The sequence below is a fragment of the Vibrio sp. SNU_ST1 genome (genome assembly GCF_030563405.1).
In the GTDB taxonomy this organism is placed as follows: Bacteria; Pseudomonadota; Gammaproteobacteria; order Enterobacterales; family Vibrionaceae; genus Vibrio.
In genome coordinates this window covers 1403735-1416361 of sequence record NZ_CP130748.1, presented here as the reverse complement: position 1 = coordinate 1416361, position 12627 = coordinate 1403735, and the positions used below count along the sequence as shown (strand labels likewise).

The 12627-nt window shown below is 43.8% G+C and carries 11 protein-coding genes; 5 read left to right on the top strand and 6 right to left on the bottom strand.

Features of this window, described 5'->3' with window-relative positions; all coding sequences use genetic code 11:
• Window positions 1-53 precede the first annotated feature (53 nt).
• Both Q5H80_RS06175 and Q5H80_RS06170 read left to right on the top strand, forming a co-directional pair.
• Window positions 54-812 carry a sulfite exporter TauE/SafE family protein gene (locus tag Q5H80_RS06175; protein WP_304569249.1) on the top strand — a complete coding sequence of 253 codons (759 nt, stop codon included), beginning with the start codon at window positions 54-56 and terminating at the stop codon, window positions 810-812.
• Between the two features lie 305 nt (window positions 813-1117).
• Window positions 1118-1309, top strand: a complete 192-nt coding sequence (locus Q5H80_RS06170) for a hypothetical protein (protein ID WP_012603791.1) — start codon at window positions 1118-1120, stop codon at window positions 1307-1309.
• Window positions 1310-1443: 134 nt separating this feature from the next.
• Here the strand turns inward: Q5H80_RS06170 and Q5H80_RS06165 are convergent, their stop codons facing one another.
• Entirely contained in the window at window positions 1444-1857 is a 414-nt protein-coding gene (locus tag Q5H80_RS06165) for a VF530 family DNA-binding protein (protein ID WP_192890569.1), read from the bottom strand.
• 422 nt (window positions 1858-2279) lie between these two features.
• Between Q5H80_RS06165 and Q5H80_RS06160 the strand changes: the two genes are divergently transcribed.
• Complete coding sequence (locus Q5H80_RS06160) at window positions 2280-3440, top strand: HD-GYP domain-containing protein (protein WP_304569248.1); 1161 nt, start codon at window positions 2280-2282, stop codon at window positions 3438-3440.
• Between the two features lie 126 nt (window positions 3441-3566).
• Here Q5H80_RS06160 and gnd read toward each other — a convergent pair whose 3' ends face one another.
• From gnd to Q5H80_RS06135, 5 genes are all read right to left on the bottom strand, one after another.
• A complete protein-coding gene (gene gnd, locus Q5H80_RS06155; RefSeq protein WP_004733587.1) occupies window positions 3567-5015 on the bottom strand; it encodes a decarboxylating NADP(+)-dependent phosphogluconate dehydrogenase in 1449 nt (482 codons plus the stop codon).
• A gap of 28 nt (window positions 5016-5043) precedes the next feature.
• Window positions 5044-5760, bottom strand: a complete 717-nt coding sequence (gene pgl, locus Q5H80_RS06150; protein WP_304569247.1) for a 6-phosphogluconolactonase — start codon at window positions 5758-5760, stop codon at window positions 5044-5046.
• Window positions 5757-7259 carry a glucose-6-phosphate dehydrogenase gene (gene zwf / locus Q5H80_RS06145; RefSeq protein ID WP_304569246.1) on the bottom strand — a complete coding sequence of 501 codons (1503 nt, stop codon included), beginning with the start codon at window positions 7257-7259 and terminating at the stop codon, window positions 5757-5759. The genes pgl and zwf overlap by 4 nt, the downstream gene beginning before the upstream one ends.
• Before the next feature lie 437 nt (window positions 7260-7696).
• Window positions 7697-8392 (bottom strand): response regulator, encoded by a 696-nt coding sequence (locus tag Q5H80_RS06140; RefSeq protein ID WP_304569245.1) that lies wholly within the window; start codon window positions 8390-8392, stop codon window positions 7697-7699.
• Between the two features lie 69 nt (window positions 8393-8461).
• Complete coding sequence (locus Q5H80_RS06135) at window positions 8462-10069, bottom strand: sensor histidine kinase (protein WP_304569387.1); 1608 nt, start codon at window positions 10067-10069, stop codon at window positions 8462-8464.
• A 660-nt stretch (window positions 10070-10729) separates the two neighbouring features.
• On the opposite strand from Q5H80_RS06135, the gene Q5H80_RS06130 reads away from it, so the two are divergent.
• Together Q5H80_RS06130 and Q5H80_RS06125 are read left to right on the top strand one after the other, a co-directional pair.
• Window positions 10730-10957: a hypothetical protein gene (locus Q5H80_RS06130; RefSeq protein ID WP_304569244.1), complete on the top strand. Its 228-nt coding sequence runs from the start codon at window positions 10730-10732 to the stop codon at window positions 10955-10957.
• A gap of 214 nt (window positions 10958-11171) precedes the next feature.
• Window positions 11172-12626 carry a TolC family protein gene (locus tag Q5H80_RS06125; protein ID WP_304569243.1) on the top strand — a complete coding sequence of 485 codons (1455 nt, stop codon included), beginning with the start codon at window positions 11172-11174 and terminating at the stop codon, window positions 12624-12626.
• The last annotated feature ends 1 nt before the right edge of the window (window position 12627 follow it).

Sequence of the window (12627 nt, the reverse complement as noted above, 5' to 3'; positions counted from 1 at the left end):
AGTAACGAAATCAAGTAAGGTAAACGATCATTTAACGCATTGGATTCTAAACTATGGATTGGTTGATTCTATTCTTATCGGGAGTAATTGGCGGTGTACTTAACTCCATTGCGGGTGGTGGTAGCTTCATCACCTTCCCTGCTCTTTTGTTCACTGGAGTTCCACCTATCGCAGCTAATGCGACCAATACCTTTGCTTCATGCGCAGGCTATATCAGCGGAGCCTACGCTCTACGCCACGAAATTCAATCTGGTACTAAGCAACTAAAACTGACCATTGGTTTGTGTGTAATTGGTGGTGGCATCGGAGCATTTCTACTGCTGCACACACCAGAAGCGCTATTTACTCAATCCGTACCTTGGCTACTGCTATTCGCTGCTTTGCTTTTCACGTTTGGTGGCACACTCAATAAATGGCTAAAGAAAGTAACCGCTAAACATAAGCACGCCACCAGCGCAGGCGCGTTCTTTTCAGCCGTATTACTTTTGATCGTGTGTGTTTATGGTGGTTATTTTAATGCAGGCTTAGGCATTGTGACATTGAGTTATTTGGCACTGGCTGGGTATACCAATATCAACGTGATGAATGGCATCAAATTGTTGGTATCGGCATGCGCATCACTCGCGGCAATCGTGTTCTTTGTTGTAAATGGTTCGATAGATTGGCTGTCAGGTATGGCCGTTTTGTTTGGGACATTGGTCGGAGGTTACTATTCAGCAAAAATCTCTCGCCGCATCCCTCAACAATATGTCCGTACCACAGTGATCATCGCGAGCTTTTTGATCACCGCTTACTTTTTCTATACCAACTAGGTTCTATGCTAAGTAGATTCCATACCAACTAGGCTCTATGCTATGTAGGTACTATACAAACTAAGTTTTATGCGAACTAAACATTCAGTGCAACAAGACTTGCAGCTGGAAATACCGACCGAAAATACTTTCCCTTTCGATGCCTATCTGGCTATTTTATTGCTTATAAAATAGCCAGAGCTAAATATGTGAGACGAGTCCTTAAATTAGCAAATTTGATAACAATTTAGACTATTTTTTAGCCTTTACTTTGCCAAAGGTGGGATAATTCTCCTGTCGAAAATGAGACTTCATTAGGAGGCGTTATGAACACTAAACTCGGTCATGTCATGTCATCAAGTCGACTCATTTGCTTTGTCGCTTTTCTTGCTGCCACATTCGCGTGGATTCTCAAAATGCCCGCTCTGTTTTCTGTGTCAGCGCTATTCTTACTGATCAGCGCCATTGTCTATGTCGTTGACCTTTGGAAGAATCAAAGAAAGAACCGCGAAGCTTAAGGCAAACGACTAAAGCGACACGCATTAAAAAAGGAGCGCTTAGGCTCCTTTTGCATTTTATGCTTATCGCTTTAGTTGATTAGGCTATTTCGACGGCTTTTCTAGCGACGCCTTTCTATTAACGACGCCCTTTACTAGCGACGAAAATTACGACCGTTGCCGCCGCGGCGCTCTTTAAATGCAGATGCAGCTTTAGCTTGTGAAGCGTGGATAGACTCTACCGTCAATTCCATTGGTTCACGAGGCTCTAATCCGTGACGGAATGTACGCGAACGCGGAGGCATCTGGTATTCGATGTCCGACGCTTTAGGCATACGCTTAAAACGGTAAAGGTAGAAGTTTTCAACCTTTTCACGAGCCCACTCTGTTTTTTTCAAATATTTAACGGCACTTGCAACGGTTGGCTTTGTGTTAAAGCAGTTCATGCGCATTGCTGCGTCCAAAATTTCCCAACCGTAATGATCCACTAATTCAGTGATCATGGTGTCTAGTTTTAAGCCATGCAGAGGGTTGTTTTGTTGCAGTTCGATTCTTTCTTCTTCAGTCATAATATTACCTTTTCCAAGGCAACTAAAGGCCTTGAATTTACTCTAGAACACCGTCATCACTGACCGCTTCTAGCTCAATCATTTGGGCATATCATCCATTGCCCTTATCTATGCCTTTATGATGGCATAAAGCATGCTCGTTATCCTATTTATCTTTCAATTTAATTTTAAAATGGTCACTTACCACCCTGATGTTGCGTCTAATACAGCCGCCCCTCCTAAAAGGGTCTCTCTTAAAGATCCACCAAACTCGCTTAAGTTAACAAAAACCATGATAGAAGAATGAAATATCCCTACTTTACCAATGAAATTTAAAATTATTAGAACGCAGTGTTGCTAATTGACAGTAAGGTGTTATGTTAGAAATGGTATAGAAACCTATAAATAACGATATTAAACAATGATATAACTATAAATAAAGGTTGGCTTTGACCATGTTTGACTACTCCCAAATCAGCAGAGTAGCCGCCCAAGATAAAGATATTATCGCCATCGTTGATGATCTTTTTCGGCTAGCTCGCGAACATTACCCCATATTATCTCGGCTTTCAGTCGTGCTGTGCAGTGAAAACAGAGCATCAAATTACTTTGTTTCGGACACGCTCTGCCAAGAAGCGCAACACCGCTATATCGAACAAGAACTTAAGCCAGAATCGGCTTTATCTCGAATGGCAGAATCTTTAGATACTCGAATCATCAACGACCTCACCACGATAAGCCCGACCAAACAAATATCTCACCTACTCGAACTCGGCCACCAAAGCAGTTACACAACGCCTATTCATCATCAAGAAAGTAATCTTGGGTTTGTGTTTATCAATGCTTCATCAACGGGATTTTTTGCGAACCAGCATATTCAATGTGATATCGCCTATCTCACTCAAGTAATCTCCAGTCTTTTCGTCCAATGGTTTGAACGCCAGCGTCACTTTCAATCCTCTTTAGCGATCGCTTTAAATATGGGTCATGCTCGAGATCCCGAAACCAAAGAACACCTGATTCGAATGGGTAAATACAGTGAACAAATTGCTCGCACTCTGTCGCACACCAGAAGGGAAATTACACACCAATTCATTCATCGAATTCGGCTGTACGCACCCTTTCACGACATAGGAAAATATCGAATTCCAGATAAGGTGTTATTCAGTAGCGCGCGCTTTAATGAAGAAGAAAGAGCCATCATGAACAATCACACTTTATACGGTGAAGAAATGATCAATGACGTGGTTGCTCTATCGTGCCATAGCTCTATGTGTTCTGACGAAATACAGTTCATAAAGAATATCGTGCGTCATCATCATGAACGGTTTGATGGCACAGGGTTACCCGATGCTTTGAGTAACACATCGATACCGCTCGAAGCACGCATCGTGACGTTAGCCGATGTGTTTGATGCACTGATGAGTAAAAGAGCCTACAAGCACGCGTGGACACTCGATGAAGTGATGGAATACATTGAAGCGCACAACGGTTCAATGTTCGACCCAGAATGTGTTGAGGCCCTTAAACAGAACCTAGACGACTTTATGGCAATTCGGGAGCAATACAACGACGATGCTCAACCACATGTAATGACGGCTTAAGATATAAACTCTTTGTTATCTAGATCGAATAGAGCGCAAACCAACAAAAAAGGATGCCCATTGGCATCCTTTTTTCTATTTACAGCTTACAGAACAAAAAGGTTCTTAACTGATTCTAACTAACGATTATACGTCGTAAGTTGTAGAAGCAGTGTCGCCGCCTGTACCAGTCCAGTTTGTATGGAAGAATTCACCACGTGGACGGTCAGTACGCTCATAAGTGTGAGCACCGAAGTAGTCACGTTGAGCTTGCAGAAGGTTCGCTGGAAGACGAGCTGTAGTGTAGCCATCTAGGAACGTTAGTGCAGAAGTCATACATGGCATTGGAATGCCTGATTCCATAGACTTAGCTGCAACTTTACGCCAAGCGCCCATGCAGTTGTCTAGAATGCCTTTGAAGTATGCATCTGAACCTAGGAATGCGATCTCTGGGTTCGCCTCGTAAGCATCACGAATGTTGCCTAGGAATGCAGAACGGATGATACAACCGCCACGCCACATAAGTGCAACGTTACCGTAGTTTAGATCCCAGCCGTTTTCGTTCGACGCTTCACGCATTAGCATGAAACCTTGAGCGTAAGAGATGATCTTAGAAGCAAGTAGAGCCTGACGGATTGCATCAACCCACTCTTGCTTGTCGCCTTCAACTGGAGCAACAGTCTTGCCGAACAGTTTCTCAGCTTCAACACGTTGATCTTTAAGTGCTGACAGGCAACGAGAGAATACAGATTCAGTGATTAGAGTCAGTGGGATACCCATGTCTAGTGCGTTGATACCTGTCCATTTGCCTGTACCTTTTTGGCCAGCAGTGTCTAGGATCTTCTCAACTAGCGCTTCACCGTCTTCATCTTTGTAGCCAAGGATGTCAGCCGTGATTTCTACTAGGTAGCTGTCTAGTTCAGTTTTGTTCCAGTCAGCAAATACAGCCTGCATTTCGTCGTGGTTCATACCTAGACCATCTTTCATGAACTGGTATGCTTCAGTGATAAGCTGCATGTCACCGTATTCAATGCCATTGTGAACCATCTTAACGAAGTGACCAGCACCGTCGTTACCAACCCAATCACAACAAGGCTCACCCGCGTCAGTTTTCGCAGAGATACCTTGGAAGATAGGCTTAACCGCTTCCCAAGCTTCAGGAGAACCGCCTGGCATGATAGAAGGACCGAAACGAGCGCCTTCTTCACCACCAGAAACACCCGTACCGATGAAGTGGATGCCTTTCTCACGAAGAGCAGCAACACGACGGTTAGTGTCTGGGAAGTTAGTGTTACCACCATCAATGATGATGTCGCCTTTGTCTAGAAGTGGTACAAGCTTGTCGATGAACGTGTCTACAACGTCACCAGCACGAACCATAAGCATCACTTTACGTGGTGCTTCTAGCTTCTCAACTAGCTCTTCTAGAGAGTAAGCACCAACAATGTTAGTACCCTTAGCTGGGCCTTCTAGGAACTCGTCTACTTTCGCAGCAGTACGGTTGTGAGCCACAACTTTGAAGCCGTGGTCGTTCATGTTTAGGATAAGGTTCTGACCCATTACTGCTAGGCCAATTACACCGATATCACCTTTCATTATTTTATCTCCTTGCGGCTATTCGCACTTATGCGATAGCACTTGCTGCATTTGAATCTAGGAACCACTCTGTTTCGCCAGTTTTAGACTGGATTTTCGCTGCCGGGTAAGGCAGTTCTGAAGCAGGAGTTGTATGAATTTCTTTAACGATCTCAACTTTACCTGCACCCAGTACTAGGTAGCTGATTCGTTTCGCTGCTTCCAAAACTTTCGCTGTTTTAGAAACACGGATCTGGCCCGACTCTGGGTGAGAAGCTAATACAGATAGGTTCTCATCTTGGTAGTCAGTTACACCCGGGAACAGTGAAGCTGTGTGGCCGTCTGCACCAACACCTAGCAGGATCCAATCGAATACAGGCGTGCCGTTTTCTGTTGGAATCACGTCTGCCATCTCTTTTGCAAAACGCTCTGCTTCTGCTTTAGGCTCATCTTCACCACGGATGCGGTGGATGTTCTCTGCAGGAAGGTTTACGTTTGAGAAAAGTAACGTATTCGCTTCACCGAAATTGCTTTCAGCGTCATCAGGTGCCACGCAACGTTCGTCGCCCCACCAGAAATGAAGGTTATTCCATTGAATACCTTCCGCGTATGGTGCCTCCGCTAAAAGCTTGAAAAGCATTTTTGGCGTGCTGCCACCCGACAATGAAATGTGCACAGGTTTGCCCTGCTCGCTGTATGCTTTCATTTCGTTTGCTAGGTTTTCAACGACCAGTTCAGGCGTTGCAAAGATCTTGTGATTGATCATAGTTCGCAGTAATCCGTGTCTGTTAGGTTTTTACATGGGAAACGCCATGCGCGGCCATCACGTTGCAGAAGCTCATCGGCTTCTTGCGGGCCCCAAGTACCACAAGCATAGCCAAACAGTGCTTGAGGGTCTTGTTTGAGATCTAAGATTGGTTGAACGTACTTCCAACATGCTTCTACTGCATCGGTACGTGCAAACAGAGTCGCATCACCGTTCAGTGCATCAAGAAGAAGACGCTCATAAGCCGTTAGCATTTGAGTTTCAGGTAAATCAGAGTAAGAGAAGTTCATTTTCACTTCTTTTGCTTTGAAACCTGCACCTGGCTCTTTCAAACCAAAGCTCATCTGAATACCTTCATCCGGTTGGATACGGATAATCAGTTTGTTCTCTGGTGCATCTTGACCAAATACTGGGTGAGGCGTGTTCTTAAAGTGAATCACGATTTCCGTTACGCGCGTTGGTAAGCGTTTACCCGTACGTACGTAGAAAGGAACCCCATTCCAACGCCAGTTGTTGATGTGTGCTTTAAGACCAATGTACGTTTCAGTACGAGAGTCATCTGCTACACCCGGCTCTTCACGGTAACCAGGCAAGTGCTGACCACGGACGTCTGATGCTGTGTATTGACCTAATACTAAATCTTTACGCAGGTCGTCTTCTTCCAATGGTTTCAGACACTGAAGTACTTTAACCACTTCGTCACGAATAGAATCTGCATTGATTTGAGCAGGTGGCTCCATACCAACCATTGCTAGCACTTGCAGCAAGTGGTTTTGGAACATGTCACGAACTGCGCCAGAACCATCGTAGTATCCACCACGCTCTTCAACACCAAGGAACTCAGCACCTGTGATTTCAACGTAGTCAATGAAGTTACGGTTCCACAGAGGTTCAAACATCGCGTTTGAGAAACGAAGCACTAGAAGGTTTTGTACCGTTTCTTTACCAAGGTAATGGTCGATACGGTAGATCTGGTGTTCTTGGAAGTGATGATGGATCTCTTCATCCAGCGCTTGAGCTGATGCTAGATCGTAACCAAATGGCTTCTCAATAATCAGACGACGCCAGCCGTTCGATTCATCGTTCAGGCCATGTGCAGCAAGGTTTGCTGGTATCACACCGTAGAGGCTTGGCGGGGTTGCCAAGTAGAACAATGTGTTATGATTTTCGAATTGGTAGTCTTGCTCAAGCTTATCCAGACGTTGTGCTAGACGAGCGTAATCGTCTACATCTGAAGTGTTGATCGCTTGGTAATGCAGATGTTCAATAAATGCATTCAGCGTCTCTGGCTCAGTTTTTTCCATTTCCTGAAGAGACTTCTTCAGCTTCTCACGGTAAGACTCGTCGCTGTACTCAGTACGGCTCACTCCAAGAATCGCAAAGGATTCTGGAAGTTGATTGCTAGCATACAGGTGGTACAAAGCAGGAATTAACTTGCGGTAAGTTAGATCTCCCGACGCACCAAAAATAACGATGCTGCTGTTTTCAGGTATTACCATCATCTTTCCTATAAAAACAAGGTTTTTAGTATTCGCCAAAGGTATCAGCGACATACGAAAATAGATAATAGGTCTTGGCTATTACATCAATAGCGAGTGCCTATTACACTTGAGAATGCGTTTGGTAAACGAGGGTGAAAGCTATCACCTCTATTCGGGACAGTATTGTCTATGAGTATTTGATTTACATCAACCACTGTGAAAGCAATCGATTAAATATTGACTGATTTCGAACAAATTATAATCGATAACTCAGCTGTTCTATCCGGAAGAAGAAGCAAATCGGCATTCTCAAACATTGTAGTCAAGAAAGAACGGTATCTGGTCGGTGGAGTGAGCAATAAGAAAGGGAGAAAAAACCAAAACCAGCTTACTCAACTGGCTTTATATTTATTTCATAGCATCGCGTTTATCTTTGTGACTTGTTGTCGCTAAATCTATCTTCTAGCTTTGTTGTAACAGCGTTCTGGGCGACCTACTGACCCGTAATTTAAGTCAGCCACTAACTCGCCAGTCGTGATAAGGAATTCCAAATAGCGTCGAGCGGTGGTTCGGCTCGCTCCAATACGTTCACCTGCCTCATCAGCTGTAATATCAGTAATGTCGGCTTGTTGGAAAATGGCTCTAATTTTATCAAGCGTTACGCCATCGATCCCTTTCGGTAACGTAGAAACCTTTCGAGAGTCGGCCTTAGCATTCGCTTGCAGCATCTTGTCGACCAAACCTTGGTTAAGATCCGACACACTTTCAAACTCTTGCTGCTGCGACTGATACTTTTTCAGTGCTGCTTCCAAGCGAGGAAACATCACAGGTTTGAGTAGATAGTCGACGACTCCACCACGCATTGCTTGTTGAAGGGTGTCGACGTCTCGAGCTGCGGTAATCAGAATCACATCACAGCCCTGATTGCTGCCGCGAACGTGGTTCAAAATATCAAGTCCGCATCCGTCAGGCAGATACACATCCAATAAAACCAAATCAGGCTTTAAGATATCTAACTGCATTAACGCTTCAGACTGTGTGGTCGCAATCCCGACCACATCAAAGCCTCCCATCTGTTCTAAATAACGATGGTGAAGCTCTGCAATCGCAATATCATCTTCAATGACCATGACTCTCGTGATTGCGTTCATTTATGTTCTTCCTTTAACCATGCTTTTTCCATCACGATGATCTTTACTCGATCACTTCGCGCTTAATTATTATTGTTCTTCTTTTGGCAAATAAACCGTCATTCGCGTACCAAAATCGTGGTTGTCGACCATTTCAAGCTGTCCTTGATATCGGTCAGCAAGCTGCTTAATAAGATACAAACCGACACCTCGGTTCTGCTTCGCTTTGCTCGATACGCCTTTTTCGGTGAGTGCATTGGTTGCCAAGTGTTTTGGCAGACCACACCCTTTGTCTTCAACCTCCACGATGATTTCATTGCCAAAATCACTGATCGACACATCGATCACACGGCGAGCTGGTGCAATTTTCCCTTCTTGTTTGATCGCCATCATCGTGGCATCAAAGGCGTTATCGATGAGGTTACCAAGAATCGTCACGACATCCTCAGCGTTTAACCAAGATGGTAATGCCTCAAGCCTTGATCCTTCTTCGACCTTAAGCTCTAAACCAATCTCTCGTGCTCGCTCTGTTTTGCCTAAAAGCATGCCTGCAATCAGTGGATCTTTCACTGTCTCTCTTAAGAACTCAATCAAGCTCTGGTAATGAGCGGTTTCTTGACCAATCAATTGTTGAACGGAGTCCAGCTCACCCATTTGAATCAAGCCACTTATCGTATTGAGCTTGTTTTGGTGTTCATGTGTTTGCGAACGAAGTAAGTCTGCATACTCTTTAGTTTGAGAAAGCTGATCGGTTAAATCGTTTATCTCATCTCGTAATCGGAAACTGGATACCGCCCCAACTACCTCACCTGCCACGACTATTGGGCTGCGGTTGGCAATGATTCGCTTATTGTTCAGGTACAGCTCAACATCGTGATCGGTATCGCCAGTCGATAGCAGCTGTTCTAAGTCACTGCCCGCTAATACATCAGAAAGGCGCTGTTGGTTGAGTGCTGACTCTCTGTCAATAGACAAGATATCGCAGGCACTTTTGTTTATTGATCGCAAAATACCGCTCTTATCGATACTTAAAATGCCCTCTTTCACAGTACTCATGGTCACATCAAGTTCTACGTATAAACGGCCAATCTCTTCAGGCTCAAAACCCAAAATAGCGCGTTGAAAACGACGAGATACATAGCTTGAAATCACAGCATTAACTGCAACCACCAGCAAGGCCATCACAATCAAAAAGGCTAAGTAAGGTTCAATTCGATCTTGTAAAGAATCCAAGAGGTAGCCAACCGACACTACACCAATCACATTGTCGTTTTGGTCTTTTACGGCAGATTTACCACGGACAGAGAAGCCAAGTGAACCTTTAGCCGTCGACACATAAGACTCGCCTAAGATCAGCGCTTTTTGGTTGTCACCACCACGCATAGGCTTTCCAAGCCTGTCATCATAAGGGTGAATCAAGCGAATACCATTTTCATCTCCCACAACGATGAACGCCGCGCCAATGAGCTGAGTAAGGTTGCGAAATTTGACTTGGGTTTCTTCAGACAGAACATAGGGAACACCAATAGGGTTTATCGTTCCGCTTTCTTGAATAATGCTGGTGACGAGTGGCGATTCAGATAGAAATTCAGCAACACCTAACGCTTTCAAACCCATCTCTTGCTCTTGAGATTGTTTGATGTAGTAAAAACCAGCCGCTGAAAGTATCAAAAGTTCAACGAGGCCAGTGACCGTCATGATAATCAGTAACCTTTTACGGAAACTGATACTGCTCCATTTCATATTCCACCATCCCTAATGTTAGACGAATGATGTTAACACCAAGTTAATCGCATGACCTATCTAGGTATGCGAATTTGTGACTGTTACTCAACTAAATAATTGAGCAGATTGTTAATTGATAATCCTTTACGTTGTTCATTCCAATTAATCGTTCATTTTTAGAACGCATTAGCTTAAAAAGCAAAATAAACGAATAAATATTGAGCTAGATCACTAAGCTTTTAGGTGTTTTTTAGGTTGTTTAAAACAAATACGATTATAATAGTTGCATATGAAGAAGTTCATTGTTGCCAAGCCATAAGTCATGATTTTCAGACTGGGCTTTAAATCGAAATTTCGATTAACAAAAAGGCAACAAACCTTCATTTACTGGACGTATCTATAACTAAAAGTTGCACGCTCGCCGCTACGGTTGTTGAACAAACAGGTTACCTACCTAACCTCATTCATACATCTCTATTTACGCGGCAGGCCAGTAGACAACTCAGAGGTGACTGATAAAACAGCGCCCAATAATAAAACATTGATGAGCAGGAAGTATCGATCAGTGGCAACGTCCAATAGAAACAGGATAAAAACATAACGTATAAACATTGTTGAAAAGGAAACCAGGCAATGAAACGCGATAACTTTGGAATCTGCCTTACTAAGGCTATGTTGTTCAAACACTTACAATCGACTTTTACTCACGTAAGAGCCTATGAGAAAGACGGAACCTCTCCTCTTGATCTCAAGGTATTGTTAGCGTTCCCGCAAATGTCAGGCAGAGATTTATTACAAACAATGCAAGGTTCAAGACAATTGGTGTGGCGCGCCGATCACCATTGTCCTAGCTTTAAATAAGCCACTTCATTTTGTAAGAACACTTCTATACTGAACTTAAAGAGCACGCTTTGTCGTGCTCTTTTCGTTTCAGTGATCTTTGCTGCCCGCATCACGTATCTTATTACATTAACTTAACGAGTTATGCGCGTTTCTGAACATATGAGACAATCAACTCAAGACAAATGACTATCACCCTGCTAACATTAGAGTCAATACTCTAATTTGGTATTTAATGCAGATGACCAAACCAAAATTCCGATACCTTGCGCTCGCCAGTATGCTTCTCGGCACATTTGCTTCGCCAGTTTTGTCCGCCCCGCTCACTTTTTCTGAAGCGTGGCAAATATTGCAAGAGAACAACAACTCACTTGCGGCTCAACAAGCCAACGTTGAACGTTATCAGCACCTTCAGAATTCAACAAGCAGCCTTAATCTACCTTCGATCACCTTGGGGGCTAACTATACGCACCTTGATAGTGATGTGACGATTAATGGTGAACAATTCAAAAATAGCTTAAGCGGCGTGCCAAATTTAGGTGCAGTTGGAGGTATTCTTCAACCTATATTAAGTGGGCTTGGCGGTGTTACCTCAACCATCACCGAGCAAGACATCTTCAGCTCTTCCATCCGTGCTATTTGGCCTATCTTTACTGGCGGACGAATTACCGCTGCGCAAAATGCTGCCGAAGGTAAAAGCGAAGAAGCGCAAAGCCAACTGCTGATGGAGAAACAGGCTCGTTACGAAGACTTAAGCAAATACTACTTCTCGGTGATCTTAGCGGAAGACGTAGTCAAAACACGTCAAGCCGTTGAAGCAGGCTTAACTCAACACCGTGATTTCGCTATCAAGCTTGAACAGCAAGGACAAATTGCTCGAGTAGAACGTCTGCAAGCAGATGCTTCCTTAGATAAGGCGGTTGTCGAGCGTACTAAAGCCCAGAACGATCTTAAGATTGCTCAATTAGCACTGACTCAGATCCTTGGTCAAAGTGAAAGTGTCGAACCCTCAGAGCAACTGTTTATCAATAAGAACCTCCCTCATATGGACGTATTCATTGACCAAACACTCATGACCTACCCTGGTCTCAAGATTCTTGATGCAAAAGAGAAACAAGCGAGCAGCTTAATTAAAGCAGAGAAAGGTAAATACTACCCAGAGGTTTACCTTTACGGTGATTACAGCTTGTATGAAGATGACTCGCTAGCCAGTGAAATGAAACCCGATTGGTTGGTCGGTATTGGGGTAAATGTACCGCTACTTAACACATCAGGTCGTTCCGACAAAGTCGCTGCCGCTCATAGCGCCGTGTCTCAAGTCCAGTTCCTTAAGTCGCAAGCCAAGCAAGACTTAACCGTTTTGGTACAAAAGACCTATCTTGAAGCGAACCAAGCAATTGAAGAAGTTCAAGGCCTCAACTCAAGTCTGTCTTTAGCTCAAGAAAACCTTTCACTTCGTAAAAAAGCCTTCACTCAAGGGTTATCTAATTCGTTAGAAGTGGTTGATGCTGAGCTTTATCTAGCAAGCATTAAAACACAGCAATCTGCTGCTCGATTCAAATACCTAATTTCTCTTAATAAGCTGTTAGCACTCACCAGTGAAATGAATGCTTATTCAAGTTACTTAACGTCTTCTGTCCTGTCTGACTTCGATTCAAAAGCAGACACCGCTAGCCAGTCAAAAGGATAAT